19 protein-coding genes are annotated in these 24,482 nt (G+C 61.3%); 13 read left to right on the top strand and 6 right to left on the bottom strand.

Features of this window, described 5'->3' with window-relative positions; genetic code table 11:
• Window positions 1-65: 65 nt before the first annotated feature.
• Both K7H22_RS06320 and K7H22_RS06315 read right to left on the bottom strand, forming a co-directional pair.
• Entirely contained in the window at window positions 66-2,102 is a 2,037-nt protein-coding gene (locus K7H22_RS06320; protein WP_230799976.1) for an NADH:flavin oxidoreductase, read from the bottom strand.
• Between the two features lie 436 nt (window positions 2,103-2,538).
• Window positions 2,539-3,738, bottom strand: coding sequence for an amidohydrolase family protein (locus tag K7H22_RS06315; protein WP_230799884.1), 1,200 nt, complete (start codon window positions 3,736-3,738; stop codon window positions 2,539-2,541).
• A 152-nt stretch (window positions 3,739-3,890) separates the two neighbouring features.
• Here K7H22_RS06315 and K7H22_RS06310 point away from each other — a divergent pair, with 152 nt between their 5' ends.
• The 7 genes from K7H22_RS06310 to K7H22_RS06280 all read left to right on the top strand — a co-directional run bounded on the left by K7H22_RS06310 (window position 3,891) and on the right by K7H22_RS06280 (window position 11,944).
• Window positions 3,891-4,700: a ferredoxin--NADP reductase gene (locus tag K7H22_RS06310; RefSeq protein WP_230799883.1), complete on the top strand. Its 810-nt coding sequence runs from the start codon at window positions 3,891-3,893 to the stop codon at window positions 4,698-4,700.
• A gap of 130 nt (window positions 4,701-4,830) precedes the next feature.
• Window positions 4,831-5,691, top strand: a complete 861-nt coding sequence (locus K7H22_RS06305; protein ID WP_230799882.1) for an FAD binding domain-containing protein — start codon at window positions 4,831-4,833, stop codon at window positions 5,689-5,691.
• Window positions 5,684-8,428, top strand: coding sequence for a molybdopterin-dependent oxidoreductase (locus tag K7H22_RS06300; protein ID WP_230799881.1), 2,745 nt, complete (start codon window positions 5,684-5,686; stop codon window positions 8,426-8,428). The genes K7H22_RS06305 and K7H22_RS06300 overlap by 8 nt, the downstream gene beginning before the upstream one ends.
• Window positions 8,421-9,920, top strand: coding sequence for a 6-hydroxynicotinate reductase (locus K7H22_RS06295; protein ID WP_230799880.1), 1,500 nt, complete (start codon window positions 8,421-8,423; stop codon window positions 9,918-9,920). Before K7H22_RS06300 ends, K7H22_RS06295 begins: the two co-directional genes overlap by 8 nt.
• Window positions 9,917-10,786: a UPF0280 family protein gene (locus tag K7H22_RS06290; protein ID WP_230799879.1), complete on the top strand. Its 870-nt coding sequence runs from the start codon at window positions 9,917-9,919 to the stop codon at window positions 10,784-10,786. The genes K7H22_RS06295 and K7H22_RS06290 overlap by 4 nt, the downstream gene beginning before the upstream one ends.
• Window positions 10,779-11,363, top strand: a complete 585-nt coding sequence (locus K7H22_RS06285) for an amino acid synthesis family protein (RefSeq protein WP_230799878.1) — start codon at window positions 10,779-10,781, stop codon at window positions 11,361-11,363. The genes K7H22_RS06290 and K7H22_RS06285 overlap by 8 nt, the downstream gene beginning before the upstream one ends.
• Window positions 11,360-11,944, top strand: coding sequence for an amino acid synthesis family protein (locus K7H22_RS06280; RefSeq protein WP_230799877.1), 585 nt, complete (start codon window positions 11,360-11,362; stop codon window positions 11,942-11,944). The genes K7H22_RS06285 and K7H22_RS06280 overlap by 4 nt, the downstream gene beginning before the upstream one ends.
• A 55-nt stretch (window positions 11,945-11,999) precedes the next feature.
• Here K7H22_RS06280 and K7H22_RS06275 read toward each other — a convergent pair whose 3' ends face one another.
• Complete coding sequence (locus tag K7H22_RS06275) at window positions 12,000-12,428, bottom strand: MarR family winged helix-turn-helix transcriptional regulator (protein ID WP_230799876.1); 429 nt, start codon at window positions 12,426-12,428, stop codon at window positions 12,000-12,002.
• A 254-nt stretch (window positions 12,429-12,682) separates the two neighbouring features.
• On the opposite strand from K7H22_RS06275, the gene K7H22_RS06270 reads away from it, so the two are divergent.
• The 6 genes from K7H22_RS06270 to K7H22_RS06245 all read left to right on the top strand — a co-directional run bounded on the left by K7H22_RS06270 (window position 12,683) and on the right by K7H22_RS06245 (window position 20,204).
• A complete protein-coding gene (locus K7H22_RS06270; protein ID WP_230799875.1) occupies window positions 12,683-13,750 on the top strand; it encodes an aromatic ring-hydroxylating dioxygenase subunit alpha in 1,068 nt (355 codons plus the stop codon).
• A 26-nt stretch (window positions 13,751-13,776) separates the two neighbouring features.
• Window positions 13,777-14,982: an ABC transporter substrate-binding protein gene (locus K7H22_RS06265; RefSeq protein ID WP_230799874.1), complete on the top strand. Its 1,206-nt coding sequence runs from the start codon at window positions 13,777-13,779 to the stop codon at window positions 14,980-14,982.
• A gap of 145 nt (window positions 14,983-15,127) precedes the next feature.
• Window positions 15,128-16,990, top strand: a complete 1,863-nt coding sequence (locus tag K7H22_RS06260) for an ABC transporter permease (RefSeq protein WP_230799873.1) — start codon at window positions 15,128-15,130, stop codon at window positions 16,988-16,990.
• Window positions 16,987-17,766: an ABC transporter ATP-binding protein gene (locus K7H22_RS06255; RefSeq protein ID WP_230799872.1), complete on the top strand. Its 780-nt coding sequence runs from the start codon at window positions 16,987-16,989 to the stop codon at window positions 17,764-17,766. The genes K7H22_RS06260 and K7H22_RS06255 overlap by 4 nt, the downstream gene beginning before the upstream one ends.
• The gene (locus K7H22_RS06250) at window positions 17,759-18,460 is read left to right on the top strand and encodes an ABC transporter ATP-binding protein (protein WP_230799871.1); all 702 of its coding nucleotides are present in this window, start codon (window positions 17,759-17,761) and stop codon (window positions 18,458-18,460) included. Before K7H22_RS06255 ends, K7H22_RS06250 begins: the two co-directional genes overlap by 8 nt.
• Window positions 18,461-18,926: 466 nt before the next feature.
• Window positions 18,927-20,204 carry a hemolysin family protein gene (locus K7H22_RS06245; protein ID WP_230799870.1) on the top strand — a complete coding sequence of 426 codons (1,278 nt, stop codon included), beginning with the start codon at window positions 18,927-18,929 and terminating at the stop codon, window positions 20,202-20,204.
• Window positions 20,205-20,637: 433 nt separating this feature from the next.
• Here K7H22_RS06245 and K7H22_RS06240 read toward each other — a convergent pair whose 3' ends face one another.
• The 3 genes from K7H22_RS06240 to K7H22_RS06230 form a co-directional block, all read right to left on the bottom strand.
• Window positions 20,638-21,282 (bottom strand): hypothetical protein, encoded by a 645-nt coding sequence (locus K7H22_RS06240; RefSeq protein WP_230799869.1) that lies wholly within the window; start codon window positions 21,280-21,282, stop codon window positions 20,638-20,640.
• 18 nt (window positions 21,283-21,300) lie between these two features.
• Window positions 21,301-22,701, bottom strand: coding sequence for a selenium-binding family protein (locus tag K7H22_RS06235; RefSeq protein ID WP_230799868.1), 1,401 nt, complete (start codon window positions 22,699-22,701; stop codon window positions 21,301-21,303).
• A 94-nt stretch (window positions 22,702-22,795) separates the two neighbouring features.
• A complete protein-coding gene (locus K7H22_RS06230) occupies window positions 22,796-24,481 on the bottom strand; it encodes an acyl-CoA synthetase (RefSeq protein WP_230799975.1) in 1,686 nt (561 codons plus the stop codon).
• Window position 24,482: the final 1 nt, after the last annotated feature.

Raw genomic sequence — 24,482 nt, 5'->3', positions numbered from 1 at the left:
ATGATCCTAGGAGGGGAATGGAGGTTTATGGTTGATTGAGGGAAAGTGTATTCAGCCGCGCATGGTCATATATCCTTGACCAGACGCAGCGCATCATAGATTGCCGCATGGGTATTGCGCGCCGCCACTGCATCGCCGATCCGGAAAAGTGCGAACTGGTCCGGCCCCGCCTTCCAAGGCTGCGCGCGACCCGCGATCAGCGCGTCCTGATCGACAGCGCCCTTGTTGGCCGATTGCGGTTTGAGGGCAAAATACAATTCGTCCAGCGGCAAAGTTCCGTGATTGACCACAATCTGGTCGAACTCGCGTGTGTCGCGATGTGCGGAATAGTCCGAGCCGATCACCGCTTGCAGGTGGTTGCCGGATTTCACGACCGCTTTCAGCCGGTAAGTCACTGTAAAGCGGACATCCTTGTCCTGAAGGCTGCGCATATAGGGCACAAGGTTCATCGCCATCACATCGGGTGCAAAGCTGCGGTCGGGGGTCATGACCTCGACATGGCCACCACTGGCCGCAACTACCTCGGCGGCTTGCAGGGCCGGATGGTCGCCCGCATCGTCATAGATCAGCACACGGGCACCGGGCTTTACATCGCCTGCAATGATATCCCAGCTTGAGACAACCAGATCTTTGCCATCCTCCAGCACATCCGTATTGGGTATGCCGCCTGTGGCGATGATCACCACATCGGGGTTTTGTGCCGTGATGTCAGTGGCTTCAGCATAGGTATTGAAGTGGAAAGCCACGTCACGCGCTGCGCATTGTGCCATGCGCCAGTCGATGATTCCGATCATCTCGCGCCGACGTGCCGATTGCGACGCCAACCGCAACTGCCCACCTGCATTGGGTGCCGCCTCGAACACCGTGACCTTGTGTCCGCGCATTGCAGCTACCCGTGCGGCTTCAAGCCCCGCCGGACCTGCGCCGACGACCACGACACGCTTTTGCTCAGCCGCAGGTGTGATCTGGTCGTCATGCGGCATGGTCAATTCGCGCCCTGTGGCCGCGTTGTGGGTGCAAAGCGCATCGCCCGCCTGATAGATCCGGTCCAGACAGTAGTTGGCCCCAACGCAGGGGCGGATATCCTCCTCCCGCCCCTCGATGATCTTGGTCACGATCAGCGGGTCGGCCATATGTGCGCGGGTCATGCCCACCATATCCAACTGGCCTGAGGCCACGGCATGCCGCGCCGTGGCGACATCGGGGATGCGCGCGGCATGGAACGTGGGCAATCCTACCTCGGCGCGAATGCGCCCGGCGAAATCCAGATGCGGTGCGGATCGCATTCCCTGCACGGGGATCACATCGGTCAGCGCGGCATCCGTGTGGATCTGGCCCTTGATCACATTCAGGAAGTCCACGCCTTCTGCCTTGAACATATGGCCGATTACGATGCCGTCCTCGGCGGTAATCCCGCCCTGTGCAGCCTCATCGGCCGCATAGCGCATACCTAGCAGGAAACGGTTGCCGACACGTTTGCGGCAGGCACGGTACACCTCGAGCGCGAAACGTGCCCGGTTTTCCAGCCCGCCCCCCCAAGGCGCATCCAGCGCATTGGTCAGCGGCGACATGAACTGGTCCATCAGATGCCCGTAGCATTCGAACTCTACCCCATCCAGACCCGCTGCCTGCATCCGTTCCGCCGCATCGGCGTAATCCTGAATGATACGGTCGATCTCGTGATCCTCGATCACCTTGGGAAAGGCGCGGTGCGCGGGTTCCCGAAACGGGCCGGGAGCCACGACAGGCAGCCAGTCGCCCTTGGCCCAATGCGTGCGCCGGCCCAGATGCGTCAACTGGATCATCACGGCGCAACCATGTTCGTGGCAACCCGCGGCAATGGCGCGCATCCAAGGCACCACCTCGTCCTTATAGGCCAGCACATTGTTGAACACGGGCGGCGAGTTGCGCGACACCGCCGCCGATCCTGCCGTCATGGTCAGTGCGACGCCGGCGCGCGCGCGGGCCTCGTGATAGGCGCGGTAACGGTCCTTGGGCATCCCGTCCTCAGGGTATGCCGGTTCGTGACTGGTGGTCATGATCCGGTTCTTCAGGGTCAGATGGCCCAACTGATAGGGTTGCAACAGCGGGTCTTTGGTCAGGGTCTGGGTCATCGGAAGCTCCGGCAGGGACAGGGGCGCGCAACGCGCAGGAAGCGCGGCGCAGGTGTGATCCTGACCGATGGCCGCAGTTCCGTCACCACCAAAAACGACAGTAGTGTCAGATTTTTCGACGTATGTGTTTTCAGCCCTGCCAGCATGGTCCGTCCCTGTTCCAATCGCGCTCAACATACCGCAGAGAGGCAGGGGGTTAGTCACTGAAAACGACGCTCCGCTCCGGTCCTGCGAAGTGAGCTTAAATGGTGCTTGTCCGGTGCCGCTCCGGGCAGAGCCCGACCGCCCTCCCGGGCGGGCTCTTTTCTTGGGTTCCGGCATCCGCGAGGGTCAGAGGTTTGCTGCGCGATGAACCGCCTTGGACAAAAGGCGCGACGCCCACCTGCGGGCGGGTTCTGCCCGAGACTGCACAAAGGGTGATACTCTACCCCTGCAAAATCGCCGGAATCCGACCCGCAGGGGGCGTGTTGCGGCTGCGCTGGCTGGTCACGCGCCCGTCAATGATGGTCATGCCGATACCGGGCAGGTTGCCCAGTTGCACCGATTCCAGGATCGTCTTGCCGGGCGCATGCTGCGCCTGATCCATCAGCACAAAATCGGCGCAAAGCCCTGTCTCGATCATGCCGGTGTCCAGCTCGCGCTGGCGCGTCGTATTGCCGGTGCCAAAGCAGAAGGCCACTTCGGCGGGGACATTCCCAAGGCTCGACAACATCGCGATCATCCGCAGGATGCCCAAGGGTTGCACCCCCGATCCGGCGGGACCGTCCGTACCAAGGATCACCTGATCCAGCTTGCCCAGTTCGCGCGTTGTGTTCAGCGTCAGCAAAGCCGCGCGCTCGTTGCCGTTATGCACAATCTCAAGCCCTGCCTTGCAGCCTTCGCACAGGCAGATGATCTGGTCGTCGGGCAGTGCTGAATGGCCGCCATTGATATGGCCCACCACATCGGTGCCGGTTTCCAGCACCATATCCGCGTCGATCAGCCCCGATCCGGGGATCGATGGTCCGCCTGTGTGGATGGTGCTCTGGATGCCGTATTTGCGCGCCCAGTCCACCATCTGCCGCGCGGTCTTGCCATCCTTGACGGTGCCAAGACCCACCTCGCCCAACAGCTTGACGCCGGCCTTGGCAAGATCGGCAAAATCCTCCTCGACCATGCCATGTTCGATCACGGGCGCGCCGGCATGGACCTTGACGCCGGAGGGGCGGAAATTCTCGTACCAGCGCTGCGATGCGATCGCCATCGCCTTCAGCCCCACGATATCTTTGGGCCGGCCCGGCATATGAACCTCGCCTGCCGAGATCAGCGTGGTAACCCCGCCATGCAAGGTCGAGTCGATCCAGTGCAACTGCTGCTGGCGCGGGGTGTAGTCTCCCACCACCGGATGCACATGGCTGTCGATCAGGCCGGGGCAGAGCGTGCTGCCATTCGCGTCGATCAGCGTATCGGCATCTTCGGTATCCATATCCTTCTCATAGCCCCAAGCGGTGATCTTGCCGCCGACCGCGATCAAGCAATCGGCGTCATAGATGGGCTGTTCGATTTTGCCCGACAGCATCAGGCCGATGTTGTGGATGACAAGCTTGTGGGTTGTGTCCTGCGTCTGGGGGGCAACTTCGGCCATGGGATCACTCCTGCTGATTTGTTAGAACGCTAACAGAAACGCCACACCGATCAAGAGGGCAGCGATACCTGTGCCGCCTAAAACACATTGACAGCCAATTTGTTTGTATACTAACAAAAAATAAGAGTGATTCATCCCGATAGGAGGGGCGCATGTCCGTCGCAACTTTGAAGCCAGCCACATCTTTCCCCATCCCCGAGGGCATGTTTGCCGAAACTGTCACGCAAGTGCAGCACTATGACGACCGTCTGTTCCGCTTCCGGATCACGCGGCCTGCATCTTTCCGCTTCCGGTCGGGGGAATTCGTGATGATCGGTCTGCCGAATGCGGAAAAGCCCGTGATGCGCGCCTATTCCATAGCTTCGCCTGCATGGGACGAGGAGATCGAGTTCTATTCGATCAAGGTGCCGGACGGTCCGCTGACCGAGCATTTGCAGCGCATCCGGCCGGGCGATACTGTGCTGATGAAGAAAAAGCCCACCGGCACGCTGGTGCTGGATGCGCTCGTGCCCGGCAAGCGGCTTTACATGTTCGCCACCGGCACAGGTATCGCGCCTTTTGCCAGCCTGATCCGTGACCCTGAGACTTACGAGAAATTCGAGCAGGTGATCTTGTGCCATACCTGCCGCGATGTGGCCGAACTGACCTATGGCTTCGATCTGGTGCGCGATCTGCGCGCCGACCCTCTGGTGGGCGAGATGGCGGGCGGATTGATCCACTATGCGACCACAACGCGGGAAGCGTCGAACAGAATGGGACGGCAGACCGATCTGATGGAATCGGGCGATCTGTTCGCGGCTCTGGGCCTTCCGGTGATCAGCGCGGCAACCGATCGTGGAATGATCTGCGGCTCGATGGAGATGCTGCGGGATACCAAAGCCGCACTGGAAGGCTTCGGACTGGAGGAAGGCTCGAACAGCAAACCGGCAACCTTCGTTGTCGAGCGCGCTTTCGTCGGGTGATCCGCATATTTGATTTGACAGGTAGGGCCCTGCGGATTTCTTATTAGTGTGCAAACAAAATACATGACTGCACCAAGCGGTCGCAAAACGGGGCCGCGTTTGAATGGCGGCTTGCTGCGGGGAAAAGACGATGGCTTATCTGGTGGCCGCATCACTGACCGAGGCTCTGGCCGCTCTTGACCGCGGACATGGCGCCATCATTGCCGGCGGGACAGACTGGTTTCCGGCGCAGGGGTCGCGTCCTTTGCAAGGTGATCTGGTCGATATCACCCGTGTGGAAGGCATGCGCGGGTTTATGCCTGACGGTTCCGGCTGGCGCATCGGCGGGGCCACGACCTGGACGGATGTAATCCGCGCCGGTCTGCCCCCTGCCTTCGACGGGTTGAAGGCTGCCGCATATGAGGTGGGGTCGGTCCAGATCCAGAACGCGGGTACAATCGCGGGCAACTTGTGCAACGCCTCGCCCGCCGCTGACGGGGTGCCGCCATTGCTGGCTTTGGGGGCCGTGGTTGAACTGGCCTCGACCGCTGGCACGCGACGGATGCCGCTGGCCGATTTCCTGCAAGGGCCGCGCAAGACCGCGCGACGGCCTGCCGAGGTGTTGACCGCGATCCATATTCCCGCACAGCCCGACAAGGCGCAGGGGTCGTTTCTGAAACTGGGCGCGCGGCATTATCTGGTGATCTCGATCGCGATGGTCGCAGCCGTGGTGACGGTTGAAGAGGACCGGATCGTGAAAGCCGCTATTGCCGTGGGTTCCTGTTCCGCGACGGCGCAACGCCTGCCGGCGCTAGAGGCTGATCTGACGGGCCGCGCGGTCAGGGATGTGCTGCTGGCAGGTGCTGCTTTGATCACGCCCGCGCATCTCTCCCCGCTCGCGCCCATCGCGGATGTGCGCGGCAGTGCCGAATACCGGATGGAGGCAGCAGCTACTCTTTGTGCGCGCGCCGTGGCGCATGCAATCGGCAAACAGGGCAAGTCAAATGGATAGACGCACCGCACCCGAAATGACTGCTTTCCAGCTGAACGGCGTGGTGGTCGAGGTCGAGGCAACGCCCGGCGAACGGTTGTCCCATGTGCTGCGCGAAAAACTGGGGGCCAAAGACGTCAAGATCGGCTGCAATGCGGGCGATTGCGGTGCTTGCACCGTGCTGGTCGATGGGGTGCCACTGTGTGCTTGCCTGATGCCGGTGCAACGGGCGGCGGGTGCAAAGATCGAAACGCTGGCAGGGCTGGTCAAGGCCGATCCCCATGCGGGCGCGCTGGTCAACAGCTTTCAGGCGCATCAGGCCGCGCAATGCGGGATCTGCACCCCCGGAATGATGGTGTCTGCCGTGGCGTTGCTACGCGAGATCGCCACGCCCGATGCCGTTCAGGTGCAGGACGCGCTGGGTGGCGTGCTGTGCCGCTGCACGGGCTATCGCAAGATCATCGACGCGGTCGTGGGGGCAGGGGCTGTGCCCTCTGCCGAGACTGCGGGCGATGTCGGCACGAGCCTGCGTCGTCTGGACGGTCTGCCCAAGGTTACAGGCATGGAAGCCTTCGGCGATGATGTCGCGCCCGCCGGTGCATTGGTGTTGCGGGTAATCCGCTCGCCCCATGCCCATGCCGGTTTCACCCTTGGCGATCTGGACGGCTACCTTGCTGCCCATCAGGGCCTGCACGCGATCCTGACCGCCGCCGATGTGCCCGGCCTGAATGCCTTCGGCGTCATTCCCGGCTTCATCGACCAGCCTGTTTTCGCAGTGGATCATGTTCGCTTTCGTGGCGAGGCGGTGGCCGCCGTTATCGGAGAGGCTGCAGTCATGGCGCAGCTTGATCTGGAGGCCTTCCCTGTTTCATGGGCCATCCGCGATGCTGTGATGGAGGTTAATGCGGCACTGTCCGGTGCTGCCCCGCAACTGCATGATGGACGCGCTGGCAATATCATGTGCGGCGGCCATGTTGCTTGCGGCGATGCCGATGCCGCGCTGGGCCGTGCGGATGTCATCGTTGAGGGGCATTTCACCACCGCCTTTGTCGAGCACGGTTACATCGAACCCGAGGCAGGCTTTGCCGAGATGCAGGGCGACCGCGTTGTCGTCCATGCCTGCACGCAAGCGCCCGTGATGGATCAGGACGCGCTGATGCCCATTCTGGGCCTGCCGCGCGAGCGTATCCGCATCGTGCCCACGGCGGTGGGGGGCGGCTTCGGTTCCAAAATCGACATATCGCTACAACCGTTTCTGGCGCTTGCCGCGATGAAGACAGGCCGTGCCGTAAGGATGACCTATGAGCGTGTGGAAACCATGCAGTCCACCACCAAACGGCATCCCGCACAGATCACGATGCGGATCGGCGCGGATCGTGACGGGCGGCTGTGCGGTATGACATTCGATGGTGATTTCAACACCGGCGCCTATGCCTCTTGGGGACCGACCGTGGCGAACCGCGTGCCAGTCCATGCCTCCGGCCCTTACCGCGTGTCCGATTACCGTGCGCGGTCGCGCGCGATCCATACGCATTGCGTGCCCGCAGGCGCATTTCGCGGCTTCGGCGTGCCGCAATCGGCCATCGCACAGGAAAGTCTGTTCGACGATCTTGCCGCGCAACTTGGCATGGACCCGCTTGATTTTCGTCTTCTCAACGCGCTGGATAACGGCGTTCCGACAGTCTGCGGGCAGGTCTTCGCCAAAGGCGTCGGGATCAAACCCTGCCTTGAGGCGCTGCGCCCCGCTTGGGAGGCCGCAAAGGCCGACTGCGCCGCTTTCAACACCGTCAACAGCACCCTAAAACGCGGTGTCGGTCTGGCCGCGGGCTGGTATGGCTGCGGCAATACCTCGATGCCCAACCCATCCACCATCCGCGCAGGATTGCGTGCTGATGGAACGGTTGTGCTGCATCAGGGCGCCATGGATATCGGTCAGGGCTCCAACACCGTGATCCCGCAGATATTTGCCCGCGCGCTGGGCGTTTCCGTCCATCAGATCGCCCTTGTCGGGGCTGATACCGATTTGACGCCCGACGCTGGCAAAACCTCGGCCAGCCGGCAGACGTTTGTAACCGGCAATGCCGCTAGGCTGGCAGGCGAGGCGCTGCGCCGCGAGATGCTGTCACAGGTCAACGCAAGCCCCGATGCGGTGGTGACCTTGCAGGATGGCACTGTTGCGGTGACGGATGGCGCGCAACACTTTGTCCTCGATCTGGCGCGCCTGTCGCCCAACCTCAAAGGCTATGTGATCGAGGTGAACGAATCCTACGATCCCCCGACCAAGCCGCTGGATGCGAACGGGCAGGGCGAGCCCTATGCCCAATACGGCTATGCCGCGCATCTGGTGGTGGTCGAGGTTGATACTGCCCTTGGCCGTGTACGTCCGCTGCGATTTACCGCCGCCCATGATGTGGGCCAGGCGATTAACCCCCTGCTGGTCGAAGGGCAGGTGCATGGCGGTATCGCCCAAGGCATGGGTATGGCGCTGATGGAGGAATATATCCCCCACCGCACCGAGAACCTGCATGACTACCTGATCCCGACTATCGGCGACGTGCCCCCGATTGACACGCTGATCATCGAAGTGCCCGACGCACACGGGCCTTACGGCGCGAAAGGCTTGGGGGAACATGTGCTGATCCCCACGGCCCCTGCGATCCTGAACGCGATCAGGCATGCCACCGGTGTGCGGATCACGCAACTTCCCGCGACCCCTGCGCGCGTGCGCGCCGCTCTGAAGGAGGCAGGACATGCCTGACGACAACGCCCCCTTGGCAGCGGAAAAGATCCGCTGCGATGCCTGCCCGGTGATGTGTTATATCGCCGATGGCAAGGCAGGTGCCTGCGATCGTTATGCCAACCACGGAGGCGAATTGGTGCGCCTTGATCCGCTGACCGTCATTCAGGGCGGCGCGCAGGCGGTGGCCTTTCTTGATCAGGGCGAAAACGCGCAGGATTGGGACGGCGACGTCATCCAGGGCAACCGCACCTTCGTAACGGCGGTCGGCGCGGGCACCACATATCCCGATTACAAACCGGCCCCCTTCATCGTCAGCCAGCAGGTCGAGGGCGTCGATATGGTTACCGTCGTGACGGAAGGCATCTTCAGCTATTGCGGCGTGAAAGTGAAAATCGACACCGACCGCCATATCGGGCACGAGCGTGCCGTTGTGCGGGTGGATGGCGAGGCGATCGGGCATGTGATGACCGCCGAATACGGCTCCAAGATGCTGTCGCTGGGCGGGGTCGAACACCTGACGGGCGGTTCCAAGAAGGAAGGTCGCGTGACCTGTGACGCGCTGATGCGCCTGTGCAACCGCGAGGCGGTCGAGATGCAGATCGACGAGGGCGTGACACTTGTGGTGCAGGCAGGTCACGCGCCGGTCATCAACGGCGTGCCGGAAAAGCTGATGCGCGTGGGTTGCGGCTCGGCCACCATCGGGATGTTCGCCAAGCAATGGCACGGCCATGTCGACGAGGTGGTTGTTGTGGACGACCATATCACCGGCGTGCTGAGCGAGCACGAGGCGGGCAAGGGCCTTGATATGCGCCCCTCGGGGATCAAGGTGAAGGGCCGCAAATCCACGCCGGGCCGCTATTTTCAAGTGGCCGAACCCGGTACAGGCTGGGGTGGGACTAATGTGCAGGACCCTTTGACGATCCTTAAGCCGGCCGATCCGAAGCTGGCTTGGGCAGGGCTGCGCTTGCTGATGATTTCCACCACGGGCGAGCAATGGGCCTATTACGTGCTGGATGATGACTTGATCCCGCAACCGGCTGAAATCACCCCCTCCTTGCTGGCTACTGCCGAGCGTATCGCCGAGAATTGCGAACCCTCGCTCTGCTCGGTCCTGTTCATGGGCGGCGCGGGCGGGTCATTGCGCGCAGGCGTGACCGAGAACCCTGTGCGGCTGACACGGTCGGTCAAGGATGCGCTGACTTATGTGTCCTGTGGCGGGGCCGAGGCCTATGTCTGGCCCGGCGGCGGTATCACCGTCATGGCCGATGTGATGGATATGCCCACCAATTCTTTCGGCTATGTGCCGACGCCTGCACTGGTGGCCCCTATCGAATTTACCCTGCGGCTGGAGGATTATGCAGCCTTGGGCGGTCATGTGGATCATGTCAAACCTGTCGAAGGTGTGCTGACCCCCGCGATCCGCAGGGTCTTGCCCAATCTCAGCCAGCCAGATCCGCATGATCCGCAGAACTATCGCTGGCGGCCTGATCGCAAAGGGCGGCGGGGATGAGCGGAGCGCAAGCCGCCCTTCTGCCGGATGGTCGCCTGCATCTGCATCACGGCCCGATTGATCTGGTGATCATGGCCGAGGAGCAGAGCGAGGAGGCGCGTCGCATCGCCTACCGCGCCGCGCGTGATCGTTTCGCCACGGTGCTGAACGAGCTTGTCCCCGAACTGCCGCTGTTGCGCAGAACCCTTGGCGTGCGTCCCAAAGGCAAGATCGCGGGCCGGATGCACCGCGCCTGCGCCGCGGTTGCGCAGGGTGACTTTATCACCCCGATGGCCGCCGTAGCCGGTTCCGTTGCGGATGAGGTGCTGGCCGCGATGCTGGCCGCAACACCGCTCGCCCGTGCCTATGTCAATAACGGGGGCGATATCGCATTGCATCTGGCGGCGGGCCAGACCTTCCGCGCGGCTATTGCAGGTCTGGGCGGGCAGATCAGCGGACAGATCACATTGGCTGCAGAAGACGGGATCGGCGGTATCGCGACCAGCGGGCAGGGCGGGCGCAGCCTGTCGCGGGGGATTGCGACATCTGTCACAGTGCTGGCCGCTGGCGCGGCACAGGCGGATGCTGCCGCCACGCTGGTGGCCAATGCGGTCGATCTGCCGGACCATCCGGCCATCTCCCGCCAGCCCGCGCAGGAGTTGCACCCCGACAGCGATCTTGGCGCGCGACTGGTCGTCACCCATGTCGGCGCGCTGTCGCAGAGCGATATCGCATCGGCCCTGTCCCGCGGTGTGCTGCGGGCACAATCTCTGGTGGATGCGGGCCATGTTGCAGCCGCCGCCCTGCTGCTGCAAGGTCAGGGCGCCACGACGCATCACAGATCATGGGCATCCGCCCTTTCAGAAAGGAGCCTTCAGCATGCCTGAGGTCGAGATCCGTAAAATCCTCAACGTGACCGAGGAGATTTTCCATGAGGGTGGGCCAAAGGCCAATACCCCTCTGCGTCGTGCTGCCGTTCTGGCGGTAATCCGCAACCCTTTTGCCGGTGCCTATGTTGAGGATATCCAGCATTTCATGGAAGATCTCAAACCCCTTGGCCTGATGATGGCGCAACGTCTGGTGGACCTGTTGGGCGGTGATCCCGCGCTGGTCGAAGGCTACGGCAAAGGTGCTATTGTCGGCGCGGCCGGCGAGTTGGAGCATGGCGCGCTGTGGCATGCGCCGGGCGGCTATGCAATGCGTGAGGTGCTGGGCGATGCGCTGGCGATTGTGCCCTCAACCAAAAAGGTGGGCGGTGTCGGTGCGCGTCTGGATGTGCCGGTCACCCATGTGAACGCATCCTATGTCCGCAGCCATTTCGATTCGATGGAACTGGGCCTCAACGATGCGCCGCGCGCGCACGAGATGGCCCTTGCGCTGGTGATGACCACCGGTCCGCGTGTGCATAACCGCGCTGGCGGTTTCCGCGCCGACCAGATTGCTGAAAGGGATGGGCTGAGATGAGCGCCGATATCCGCCGTATCGCTGTCTGGGTCGAGGAAACGCATCGCGAGATGGGCCAGACGATCACCCCTGCGACCCGCAAGGCCGTGGCCGTGGCCGTCATCGCCAATCCCTTTGCTGGTCGCTATGTCGCGGATCTGTCGGAGCTGATCGAGATCGGCGCGGAACTGGGCGGGCTTCTGGGGCAACGCTGTGTTGCCGCTTTGGGGATCACCCCCGCCGAGGCGCAAAGCTATGGCAAGGCCGCGATGGTGGGCGAGGACGGAGAGCTGGAACATGCCGCCGCGATCCTGCATCCCAAACTGGGCGCCCCCCTGCGTGCAGCGGTCGAGAAGGGGGCTGCCCTCGTGCCGTCGTCCAAGAAAATGGGCGGGCCGGGGCAGCCGCTGGACGTGCCATTGGGCCACAAGGACGCGGCCTATGTGCGCAGCCATTTCGACGGGATCGAAGTGCGCCTTCCGGATGCGCCGCGTGCTGGCGAGATCATGGTCGCGGTCGCTGTTACCGATTCGGGCCGCCCCCTTCCGCGCGTTGGCGGGCTGGCGCATGCCGAGGCCGAAGGTAAGGACGGGCTGCGCTAAGCCTGTGGCTACCGCAGGATATTGAGTGTTCGGGGCACGATGAAACGGCAGGAGTCTAGAGCTTGTCGAGCAGTTCCAGCAGGCGTTCCAGTTCTCGGCGCGACAGGTTCTGGGCTGTGGCCTGCGATATCTGATGCGCGGTCTGTACTGCCTGATCCGCAAAGACGCGCCCCTCGGGTGTGAGCGAGATTTCCAGCCGCCGCATGTCACTGGTGCTTTTGGTGCGCCGCACGAACCCCTTGGCGCGCAGACGGTCCACCACGCCTTTGGTGGTGGCTGCATCCATGCCGACAAGCCGTCCCAACTGGTTCTGGGAGATCACCTCGTCTTGCATCAGCTTGGCCAGAACGGCGAATTGGGTCGGGGTCACATCGGGCATCATCCGCGCGAAGACTTCCAGATGTTTCTGGTTGGCCAGCCGCAGTTTGAAGCCGATCTGGTCTTCCAGCCGGTAGGCGGTGATATCCCGATTCTCGATATCCATGCGTCGTCTTTCCTGTGGCGCGGTAGGGGACAGCCCAGCCTATTTGCTTATCATCAGGGCGCTAGTGTTTCACGAAAGTCGGGCGGGGTCCATTTCCTGTTTCCAGCTTAAAATATTGTTTGACAGCTAACAAGTTTTTGGGGCCGTATGGGACAAAGGGCCACGGTTGCGCGGATCGGTCGCAGGACCGGCGCGCCGCCTGAGCAGCCAACGGATTGCCGCTGATCGTGGCAACGCAACCGGAGGAAGAAGCGATGTCTTTCATCAAAAACGCCTGGTATGTGGCAGGCTGGTCGCGTGATTTCGGTGACCAGATGCGCGCCCTGACCATCGTGAATGAGACGCTTGTCATGTTTCGGGCCAGCGATGGCACGCTCGTCGCACTTGAGGACCGTTGCCCGCACCGTCAGCTTCCGCTGTCCAAGGGTAAGCGCATCGGCGACACGATCCAGTGCGGCTATCACGGCATGACCTTCGACCGCAGCGGTGCTTGCGTGCGGGTGCCGGGGCAGGAGAACCTGCCCGCCAGCGCCTATGTCGAGGCCTATCCGGTGCAGGAGCGTCACGGCATTGTCTGGGTCTGGATGGGCGATCCGCAGCGCGCCGATCCCGCGACCATCTTCGACCTGCCCGAATTCAGCGATCCTGCATGGCATGTGCATCACGGCGATGCATTGCATCTTAAAGCCCATTACCTGAATGTGGCCGAGAACCTTGTCGATCCTGCCCATGTCAGTTTCGTGCATCCCACCACGCTTGGCAGTTCTGCGTCAGAGAATGTGCCGGTCCATGTCAGCACATCGGGTAAAGCCATCGTCGCGTGGCGCTGGATCAGGGATGCGCCGCCCGTCGGGTTCTTCCAGAAATTCGGCGGATTTTCCGGCAATGTGGACCGCTGGCATTACTACCACCTGCATCTGCCCAGCACGGCAGTGATTGACTTCGGCAGTTCCGATGCGGCGCTGAATCTGCCCGAGGAAGACCGCCAGAAGGGTGTGCGGATTTTTGCGCTGCATTTCGTGACACCGGTGACCGAGGACTATACCATCGACCACTGGATGCATATCCGCAACGCGGCGGTGGGCGATGACGCGGCATCGGACCAGATGGACGCGATGTTCCGCGTAGCCTTTGCCGAAGACAAGGAGATTTTGGAAGCGATCCATCTCGAGGAACAGCGTCCTCAAAAGCGCAAGCCTATCCGGATTGCCATAGACAAAGGGCCGAACGTATACCGTAAAAGGATACGCGACCTGATCGAAGCCGAGGCAACGACAGACCTTGGAGAACCTGTAAAACCAACTTTCGTCCAGCACGACTGAGGACGTCCAACACAGAGGATACCCAAATGCACCGCAAGACGTTTCTGAAAGGACTGGTGGGTGCCGCAGCACTTGCCGTCACAGGTCTGCCCGCACTGGCGCAGGACACGATCAAGATCGGAGAGATCAACCATTACAAGCGGATGGCAGCCTTTGCCGAACCCTATAAAATGGGGATCGAACTGGCGCTGGAAGAGGTGAACGCCGCAGGTGGTGTGCTGGGCAAGCCGCTGGAATTCATCTTCCGCGACGATCAGGGCGAGCCGGGCGAGGCGATCAAGATCGCCGAGGAACTGATGACGCGCGACGGGGCTGTGATGCTGACGGGCACGATCCTCAGTAATGTGGGGTTGGCGATCTCATCGCTGGCGGCCGAGAAGAAATACCTCTATCTCGCGTCCGAACCTCTGGCGGACTCCATCGTCTGGGCCAGCGGCAATGACTATACGTTCCGCCTGCGGACCTCGACCTATATGCAGGCCGCGATGCTGGCCGAGGCTGCCGCGCAATCCGATGCCGTGCGCTATGCGACCATCGCGCCCAACTATGCCTATGGCAAGGAAGCGGTCGAGGCCTTCAAGAAAGTGCTGACCAACCTGAAACCCGATGTGGAATTCGTGACCGAGCAATGGCCCGCCCTGTTCAAGATCGACGCGGGCGCCGAGGTGCAGGCTCTGGAGCGGTCCAAGCCTGATGCGATCTTCAACGTGACCTTTGGCACGGACCTTGCGAAATTCGTGCGCGAAGGCACGACACGCGGCGTTTTTGACGGGCGCACGGTGTTTGGCATGCTGACTGGCGAGCCGGAATACCTTGATCCGCTGGGCGAGGAAGCCCCCGAGGGCTGGATCGTGACGGGCTATCCCTGGTATGACGTGAGCGATGACGCCAATACCGCCTTCGTCGAGGCGTATCAGGCGCGCTACAACGACTATCCCCGTATCGGTTCGCTGGTGGGTTACATGACCGTGCAATCCATTCAGGCCGCGCTGGAAAAAGCCGGCAGCACCGAGACCGAGGCGCTGAAGGCGGCGTTCAAGGGGCTGGAACTGGATACACCTGTCGGCCCGATCACCTACCGCGCGATCGACCATCAGGCGACCATGGGGGCTTTCGTGGGCACGACCACGCTCAAGGATGGCAAGGGTGTGATGGTCGACTGGACCTATAAGGACGGTGCCGACTATCTGCCCAGCGACGACGAAGTGCGCGCCATGCGCCCGGCCAACTGAGGCCGCGCTATCACAGTTTGGCAGGGGCCGCGTTGCTGTCCCTGCCTCGTGCTGAACCTTCGGGCCATTGATGGTTGCGCTGCCGTGCTGACGGCAGTTCCATTGACGCGCCCTGACCCTTTCCTTTCATGACCGGGACTGCATCATGGGTTTCTTCCTCGCACAGCTATTGACCGGCCTTGCCAATGCGGGTGCGCTCTTCATGGTCGCATCCGGCCTGTCGCTGATTTTCGGTGTCACACGGATCGTGAACTTCGCGCATGGATCGTTCTACATGCTTGGGGCCTATGTCGGCTATACAATGATGCAGCTTTTGCCGGGGATGTTCGGCTTCTGGCTGTCGATCCTGCTGGCCGGCATCATCGTGGGCATTATCGGCGTTATCGTGGAAATCTGCGTGCTGCGCCCTGTCTACCGCGCGCCCGAACTTTTCCAGCTTGTTGCCACTTTCGGTGTGATCCTTGTCATTCAGGATCTGACACTGATGACCTTCGGGGCCGAGGATCTGATGGGTCCGCGTGCGCCCGGCCTGACCGGTGTTATCCGCATCATGGGCGAGCCGGTGCCGAAATATGATCTGGCTCTGGTGGCGATCACGCCCTTCGTGGCCTTGGCCCTGTGGTTCCTGATCACCAAGACCCGCGTCGGTGTGCTGGTGCGCGCCGCCACGCAAGACCGCGAGATGGTCGGCGCGCTGGGCGTCAATCAGGCATGGCTGTTTACCGGCGTGTTCTTTCTGGGCTGCGCGCTGGCCGGTCTGGGCGGCGCGCTGCAACTGCCCAAGGGCGGCGCTGATCTGCTGATGGATTTTACCATCCTGACCACGATCTTTGTGGTGGTCGTGATCGGTGGCATGGGCTCACTGCCCGGTGCCTATCTGGCGGCGGTGCTGGTCTCGGTTCTGGGGGTGTTCGGTGTGACGTACATCCCCCAGAGCACGCTGGTGCTGATTTTCGTGATTATGGTCGTAGTGCTGATGGTGCGTCCTTACGGCCTGTTCGGTCGCCCCGAGGTAGCAGGCGAGCACGGGCAGGTGGGCGAGCCTGAACGCCCGATCAAGCCCGCAGGCGCGCGGGTCAGGATGATCGTGGCCACCGGTCTGGCTGTGCTGGCATTTATGCCGCTCTATGGCTCGAGCTTTGCAATGGTGCTGACGACCGATATCCTGATCTTCTGTCTGTTCGCGGCCAGCCTGCATTTCATGCTGGGGCTGGGCGGTATGGTCAGCTTTGGTCACGCCGCATTCTACGGCGGCGGCGCCTATGTGGCAGCCTTGCTGGTGACCTATGCGGGCACGCCGATGGAGCTGGCACTGCTGCTGGCCCCGCTTGGTGCGGGCCTGATGGCGGTGATTATCGGCTGGGTCTGCCTGCGGCTAACGGGCGTTTATTTCGCGATGCTGACGCTGGCCTTCTCGCAGCTTCTGTGGTCGCTGGCCTTCCAATGGGGCGACGTGACACGCGGCGATGACGGCTTGGTCAATATCTGGCCCGCTGCATGGGCAGCCAGCACCACGGTCTATTTCTACCTGACTCTCGTGATCTGTGCAGGTGGCATTCTTTTTCTGCGCCATGCCGCGCATTCGCCCTTCGGCTATGCCCTGCGCGCGTCACGCGACAGCGCAAGACAGGCCGAGGCGACGGGCATCCATACCAAGCGCGTGCAATGGGCCGCCTTTACACTGGCAGGCGCGATGGCGGGTCTTGCGGGCGGGCTTTTTGTCTTCTCCAAAGGCAGCGTATTCCCGAACGAGCTGGAAATCGCGCGCAGTTTCGATGCGCTGATCGTAGTCTTCCTTGGCGGGGTCAAGACGCTGGCAGGCGGTGTTGTCGGCGGTGCCGCGCTGGAAGGCGTCAAGGATGTGCTCACACGGTTCGAATACTGGCGGTTGGCCTTGGGTGTTCTGATTATCGCGGTGGTTATTCTGGCACCTGACGGTCTGGTCGGCACAACGCGCAAATGGGCGGAACGCTGGGGTATCCTGCGTAGTTCGGAGGATGGTAAATGACGATTGTTCTGGAAACACGGGGCCTGTCGAAATCCTTTGGCGCGATCAAGGCTGTCTCGGACGTGTCTTTCGCGCTGCACAAGGGCGAGTTGCTGGCCATGATCGGCCCCAATGGTGCAGGCAAGTCCACCTGCTTCAACATGTTGATGGGGCAGTTGCCCCCTAGCGCGGGAACGGTCTGGCTGAACGGGGTCAACCTTGCCGGACTGGGGCCGCGCCAGATCTGGAAAATGGGTGTGGGGCGGACCTTCCAGATCACAGGCACCTACGCCTCGATGACTGTAGCCGAAAACGTGCAGATGGCGCTAATCTCGCATCACGGGCGGGTGTTCTCGATCCTGCCCTATGCCCATACGCTCTATCGTGACAAGGCGCTGGAACTGCTGGATCTGGTCGGCATGGCAGATCAGGCCGACCGTCACTGCGCGGTGCTGGCTTACGGCGATCTGAAACGTCTGGAACTGGCGATTGCGCTGGCGCATGAGCCGACCTTGCTGCTGATGGATGAACCCACCGCCGGCATGGCCCCGCGCGAACGCATCGCGCTGATGAAACTGACCGCCGATATTGTGCGCGAGCGTGGCGTCAGCGTGCTGTTCACCGAACATGACATGGACGTGGTCTTTGCCCATGCCCACCGCGTCATGGTGCTGAACCGCGGCCAGTTGATCGCCAATGGCAGCGTCGAGGACATCCGCAACGACCCCCGCGTCCAGGAGGTCTATCTGGGCGGCGGAACCCTGTTCAACGCGGCCGAGGAGGGTCAGCATGCTTGAGGTCGCATCCGTCAACAGTTTCTACGGCAAGGCCCATGTCCTGAGCGATCTGAGCTTTTCAGTCCAGCGCGGGCAGGTTGTGGCGCTGCTGGGGCGCAATGGCGCGGGCAAATCCACCACCATGAAATCCATCATGCAGTTGGTCGTGCCGCGCAGCGGGTCGATCACGTTTCTGGGGCATGAATTGCTGGGGCAGGCGCCGCATAAAGTGGCCAAGCTGGGGCTGGGCTATGTGCCAGAAGAACGGCGCATCTTCACCGATCTGACCGTGCTCGAGAATCTCGAGGTTGGGCGCCAACCCCCGCGCGAGGGGACGGTCACATGGACCCGCGACATGCTGTTCGATCTCTTCCCCAACCTTGCCGAGCGCCGCAACAACCGTGGCAAGGAAATGTCGGGCGGCGAGCAGCAGATGCTGACCATCGCGCGCACCCTGATGGGCAATCCCAGCTTCGTGCTGCTGGACGAACCCAGCGAGGGGATCGCACCGGTGATCGTCGAACAGATGGCCCGCGTGATCCTGCAGTTGAAATCCGAAGGCCTCACGGTGCTATTGTCCGAGCAGAACCTGCATTTCGCGCGCGCCGTGGCCGATATGGCCGTGATCATCGAAAGCGGCGAGCAAAAGTTCCACGGCACTCTGGAAGCTCTGAACGCCCAACCCGAGATCAGGGACGCTTATTTGTCCGTGTAGGTGGAGGGCGCGTGCAAGCCGCACCCCAGGCATTCACGTTTGGACGGGGCGAGGGTCTGGTGGGCGGGCTATTGCGGGCTTTGGTAAGGCCTAGCCAGTGGAATGAGATCAAACAGCATGAGACACCTTGCAAGCGACTGGATATTTTTTTCCGGCCGCTTGTCGGGCCTTCGCGATTGCGGGCGCGATTACACGCGCGACCTGTGAAAACGGCGGCGGTGCGCTGCATCTGTTCGGAAGAGGTTAGTATTGGATATCAAGCAGTTGCTGATATCTGACAGACCTAATTTTCGTCATCACGACGCCAGGTGACGATGCTTTGTGTCAAGATGAGGTGTATTTGCAGGCTTGGCCGTTTCTTCAGATATCGAACCAAGGCGACTTGAGCCATGGTCGCCCGACATGGGACCATATATATATCACTGATAACATCAGTGGCCGGAATGTCCGGCAAGAGTTGGAGAAAATGTACCTCGAAATCGCAATCGTCATTTCTTTGACGTTGATCAACGGGCTTTTGGCAATGTCTGAACTTGCTATTGTATCGGCCCGCCCCGCACGCCTGAAAATGCTGGCCGACAAGGGCAGCAAAGGCGCTGCAACCGCGATACGTCTAGCAGAAGACCCGGGCAGGTTTCTGTCCAGCGTGCAGATCGGTATCACATTAGTCGGAGTTCTGGCCGGCGCTTTTTCTGGCGCAACACTGGGCGCGCGTCTTGCGGCACGCCTGGTGGATACAGGGATTGCACCCACTATCGCACAACCCCTTGGCGTAGGGTCGGTGGTTGTGGCGATTACCTATCTGTCATTGATCGTGGGTGAGCTTGTGCCCAAGCAGATCGCGTTGCGCGCACCCGAGCAAGTCGCGTCGCGTGTCGCTCCAATGATGCGTATTATCGCGCGGGTCGCGGCCCCGCTGATCTGGGTGCTTGACCATTCGGGAAAGCTGGTGCTCGCCCTTCTGGGCCAGTCTGGAGGGCCGTCGCGCGGGGTGAGCGACGAAGAGGTCCGTCTGATCATCGCTGAAGCAGAAAGTTCGGGGGCAATGAAGCCTGCCGAAAGTCAGATGATCGCAGGCGTGATGCGTATTGCAGACCGGAACGCGCGCGGGTTGATGACGCCCCGCCGTGACATTGAAACGCTGAATGTCGATATCGACAGGGCAGATATATTGGGGCGCGTGCAAAGTCTGAGCCGTTCCAAACTGCCCGTGTGGGAGGGCGATGGTGACAACATCATCGGCGTGCTGAACACACGCGAGATCCTTTCGGCCGCTCTGACGGATGCCGCATTCGATCTGCGTATGCTTTTGCGAGAAGCCCCTGTGGTGCGGGACGGAACAAGCGCACTGGAGGTTATCGACTGTCTGCGCACGACACCAATTCACATGGTTCTGGTCTTTGATGAATACGGACATTTCGAGGGGATCATCACACCGATGGATGTGCTTGAGGCCATCACCGGTGAGTTTCCCGATGACGTGACGGATGAGCCAAAGGTGGTGATGCGGGAAGATGGTTCCTATCTGGTTGCAGGCTGGATGCCGGTAGACGAATTCGCGGACCTTCTGTCGATCGGGTTAGACCCTGATCGCGATTATCAGACGGTCGCTGGCCTGATCCTCGACAAGCTCGGGCATCTGCCGGCGGTGGCAGAGCGAACGGATTTGCAGGGCTGGACCGTTGAAGTTATTGACCTTGACGGGCGGCGTATCGACAAGTTGCTGGTCTCGCGGTCTGCGTGATTGAATGGCGCCTGATGGCTGATATTTTCGGTTCAAGCAGTCCAGCCAGGTGCCGGAACTACCCTGAACAATGTTGTTTTCGTACAAGTTCCGGCATTCGAGTTTGGCACCGTTCATTTCACAAAACCCTGCCTTAGACAGCCTATGGCAGGGTCTTGGAATCTCGCTTCTGGCGCTGAACTGGCCAGCTTAAAGCCATTGTCAGTCTTCCAAGCCGCGGAAGCGACGTGACGCAGCTAGTGGATACTTGCAAACAGAAAAGCGCTGCGCGATCCGCGAATGGCAGGTCCGGTGAAGCTGCGGCGTGTGCGTTGGGCCTGTTGCCGTGGAGTTGTGGGTCTGTAGTCTTGTGCGCTCGACGGGCATAGCCGCTGGCAGTGACCGCGCGCACGACGATCCTGTCGAAATAGAAAGCTTGGATCTCCGCGACACGTCACAGCACGATCAAAAGCGATAGTGCGCCGACAAGAACAAGGCTCAAGGCCCAGATCAGATCGAGATTGAACCAGGCTCTGGACAGAAAACGCAGCCCGAGCCAGCGGTATACGCCGAGGGCGATCAGCCCTCCCGATAGCGTCATCGCGCCTGTATGGACCAGCGCGACGAGCACTGCGATTTCGGCATTGCTGCCCATCAGATCCTGTGCTGCGGCATGTCCTGCGTTTGTCTCGACGGTGCGGCAGATGCCGAGATAGATCGGCACCAGCATCAGGCCTGCGCCATGCGCCATCGCGACCAGAAAGGACCAGAGCGCAAGGCGCGACGGTGGGACGCGGGCCAGAAAGCGAGGGTGGCGGCGGTTGCATAGCAGGAAAATGCCCAGCGCGATCACCAGACAAGCCGCCGCAATCTGGATTTCGCGCTGCCATTGCGCGAGGAAAAACAAAACGGTGAATGGAAAGAGAATGGCCGCCATCGCCAGCATATGCCCTGCGGCCAAGGCCCCGACCGCCTTGAAAAGGCTGCCCTCGGCGCGGTCCATCAACGCCGCCGAGACAGCCAGCGGCCAGCCCATGGCGGGATTGATCCCGTGATATATGCCCGATGCGACAACGGCCCACCAAAGGGCCGCTGCCATGTCGACGCCCGCCACGCGTCAGACGGAGGGGTAGCAGAAACTGTCCGTCGAACAGTCGCCGCCTTCCAGCCGGATCTGGTGGCTACGATAGCCTTTCGGGAAATCGACGTAGAAATCTTCGGCCAGTGTCAGCCCGCCATTTTCGCCGACATGCGCCATGACCATCTGTCCGCCCTCGTCATCGGGATAGAACTGGTTGTCCCATGTCGAATAAAGCGAGTTGGTCCAGTAGACGCGTTTGCCGTCGCGACTGATCTCGACCATCTGCGGACCGTAGGCAAAGGGATTGCCGTTCGGATGTTTCGTGCTGCGTGCGATGCCGCCCAGTTCGACCTTCCCCGCAAGGCGTGGATACATCGGATCGGATACATCGTATTGATGCATCTCGCCCAAACCCCAGCAGGCGACATAGAGGTATTTGTCATCAAGGCTGAGGTCTATATCGGTGACCAGTGGCGGCACCGCCCCGAACCCTTGCAGCAGGGGCGGCAGGTTTTCCGGCTTCTCAGGGCGCGGGTCGATGGTGAGGGTTTTCTTGGCCTCGAAGGTGCCATCGTCCTTTTGCCACCACGTGAAAATCGCGCCTTGCAGGTTTGTTGTGTCCACAACAACGCCGCAAAATCCGTAATTCCTGGAGGGATCATGCGCCGGCCTGATCTCCAGCGCCATCTGGTAGTTCTCGCCAAGGTCGATGGTCTGCACGTTCTTGCGCTGGCGCAGGTTCCAGAAATGGATCGAATGGCCGTATTTGTTGCTCAGCAGGTCTTCGGCGACGATACCGTTCTCGAACTGGGGCGGCAGGCCCCATTCAGAGCTGACCATGTAGTCGCGCGGCAGGTTCCACCAGAAATCATAGTGCTTGTCTTGCTTGCCACGGTCCATTTCATAGCGGCCGAGGATCTCGAAGGTTTCGCAATCCATGATGAAAATACCCGGAGGGCCGTCTGTCCCGTCTGCGCCACCACCGCCAAGAGTCGAGACATAAATACCCTCGGGGCCACAATGGATCGTATGGGGGCGTGAATAACCGGTTTTCGCAAAAACCTCTTCGGGCTCGATGATCTTGTGGATTTTCGCCTTCAGCGGTTCCTTCACGTCGATAATATAAATGCGTGACGACCGGATGCCGGGGATGATCAGATAGCGCCGTTCAAGAAAGGCATGGCCTGACAGGGGCGACAGAGAGGATGAGCAGGCGTTCCATCCGAAATGGTGAAACTCGTCGCCGGTGTTGGGCATGATCACCTGATGGACGATCTGGCCATAGCTATCCGAGGTCGGGTCTACATCGACTACGGCCAGCCCGTCGGGTTGCGACCCGTCGGGGCTGAGCATGAGGGTGAAGGCCAATGTTTCGGCCGGCGCTTCCATCGCAAGCTTCGGAGTCGCGTGGAATGTGGGGTCTGGTCTTAGGTTCATCTGGTATCCTCCCTTACAATGGATCTTTGCCGATGCGTGCCCGCTCTCCTCAAATTGGTGTTTTACGGCGTTTGCACCGCGCTTAGCTGGGGCCTCACCCGACCATGCTGTCTTGTGCGATGGCTTTGCCTTCCGTCTTGTCCTGTGTCTGCGCGATGGCCCGTGCCTGTTCGCGCAGAACGAATTTCTGGACCTTCCCTGTCGCGCTGCGCGGGATAGGCATGAAAATGAACCGCCCCGGTACCTTGTAGGCCGCCAGATGAGAGCGACACCAATCGCGCAACGCGTCGGCATCCGTTGTGGCGCCCGCGGACAATTCGATAAAGGCGCAGGGCGTTTCGCCCCAGCGGTCATGTGGCATGGCAACAACAGCGGCTACCTGAACGTCACGATGACGATAGAGTACATCTTCGACCTCGATCGACGAAATGTTTTCGCCACCCGAAATGATGATGTCCTTGGACCGATCCTTGAGCTGGATGTAACCGTCAGGATGGATCACGCCCAGATCGCCGGAATGGAACCAGCCACCTGCAAAGGCGCTTTCGGTGGCCTGCGGGTTGCGGAGATAGCCCTTCATCACGACATTACCGCGAAACATCACCTCGCCCATGGTCCGACCATCGCGCGGCACGGGCATCATCGTTTCGGGATCAAGCACGTCAAGCTGCTCGAGTGGCAGATAGCGCACACCCTGCCGCGATTTGAGTGCGGCCTGTTCGGCTGGCGGCAGTGCGGACCAGCTATCATGCCAGTCGTTGACGACAGCGGGGCCGTAGGTTTCGGTCAGCCCGTAAAGGTGGGTGACGTCGAAACCTGCCACCCTCATATCGGCCAGAAGCTTTTCGGGCGGTGGCGCGGCAGCGGTGAAGAACTGCACCTTGCGGTCCAGTCCGCGCTTCACGGCCTCGGGTGCCGAGACCAGCAGGGACATGACGACAGGCGCACCGCATAAATGGGTCACGCCCTCTTCGGAAAGCGCGGCCCAGATCGGTTCGGCTCTGACCTGTCGCAGGCAGACATGGGTGCCGATGATGGCCGAGAGTGTCCAAGGAAAGCACCAGCCGTTGCAATGGAACATCGGCAGGGTCCACAGATAGACCGCATGTTTCTGCATCGAGGATGTCAGCGCATTGCCTTGCGCCAGCAGATAGGCCCCGCGATGATGCGATACCACCCCTTTGGGGTCGCCCGTCGTGCCGGACGTGTAGTTGACGGCAATCGCGTCCCATTCGTCCTCGGGCATGAGCCATGAGAAATCGGGATCACCACCCGACAGGAACGCCTCGTAATCGAGGGCGGCGGCAGCGGCGGTGTGACCTGTGAATTCAGGATCGCTATACTGGATCAGAACCGGCTTGACCGTGGCGAGCGCCAGCGCGTCCTGCATCAACTGCATGAACTCGCTGTCGACGATCACAAGCTTTGCGCCTGCATGGTCCAGTTGGAACGCGATGATGGCCGCATCCAGACGGGTGTTGATCGAATGCAGGACCGCGCCGGACATCGGCACACCGTAGTGACATTCCAGCATGGCGGGCGTGTTAGCGAGCAACACCGACACGGTGTCGCCGCGCAGAATCCCCGATGTTGCCAGCGCCCCTGCAAGTTGCCGCGAACGGCGGTAAAAATCGGCATAGCTGCGCCGCAGTGCACCGTGCACGATGGCGGTGTGATCGGGAAAGACACTGGCTGCCCGTTCCAGAAATGTCAGCGGCGTCAGGGGTTGGAAATTCGCGGGGTTGCGCTCCAGTCCGGTGTTGTAGGGGTTGGCCGCCATG

The sequence above is a fragment of the Seohaeicola saemankumensis genome, from assembly GCF_021021435.1.
Lineage (GTDB): Bacteria > Pseudomonadota > Alphaproteobacteria > Rhodobacterales > Rhodobacteraceae > Seohaeicola.
This window is presented reverse-complemented; position numbering and strand designations above follow the sequence as displayed.